Below are 696 nucleotides of genomic sequence, written 5' to 3'. Positions count from 1 at the left end.
ATTCGGTCAGTTCCGCCTTGGGATTTGGGGTGAATATGTTCTACTTCTAAGGGGACATTTTCAACCCCACAGTAAGCACATTTTTGACTCCATTTTTCCAGTAAGTATTGCCGAACTTCGTATCCCTGTAGCTCTCCTTGTTGGTACTCAATTCCAGAAATTTCAGGATTTTCAAGTTGTTGTAAGTCAAATCTGACTAACTCTTGAACAATTGAACCAATGGGTGTAAACCTAATTAATTTACTGACCCAAGTTAGAGTTGTTTCAACTCGATGTTGTAAAGAAGGTGCTAACCATCCTTTTGAACGTTTTCGATTCAAGAATCGAGCTTGACGATAACGAGTTTTACGGTTTCTTCGGGAACGACGTAATGAACGTCGAGATTCCAAAGACATTTTAATCGTTTGACCCCGATGGGTTAATTCTGCACCCCAAATTACTTTGTTTCCTTGAACTAATGCAATTCCAGTGGTTTTTGAACCGGGATCAATTTTGAGGGTTATTTGTTGTATTTCTGGTGCTGGTTTTGACTCCTTTAAGATAATAGTAAACGGATAACGGCGATAAACAGCAGCTTGACCTTGATTCAATAACAATCGAGCTTGGGCGGGATGTACTGGGTTTTGAGGTTGTTTATTCGGAGCAATTACAAAGACGTAATTGGACATGAAATGACTCCTATTTCTAGGGTAATGT

The 696-nt window shown here is 39.5% G+C and carries 1 protein-coding gene; it reads right to left on the bottom strand.

The features are described from left to right. The coding region (iscB, locus tag PL8927_RS27640; RefSeq protein WP_197047593.1) for an RNA-guided endonuclease IscB at positions 1–668 on the bottom strand (668 nt) is incomplete at its 3' end. Positions 669–696: the final 28 nt, after the last annotated feature.

Origin of the sequence: Planktothrix serta PCC 8927 (genome assembly GCF_900010725.2) — a bacterium.
Taxonomy (GTDB): domain Bacteria; phylum Cyanobacteriota; class Cyanobacteriia; order Cyanobacteriales; family Microcoleaceae; genus Planktothrix; species Planktothrix serta.
This window is presented reverse-complemented; position numbering and strand designations above follow the sequence as displayed.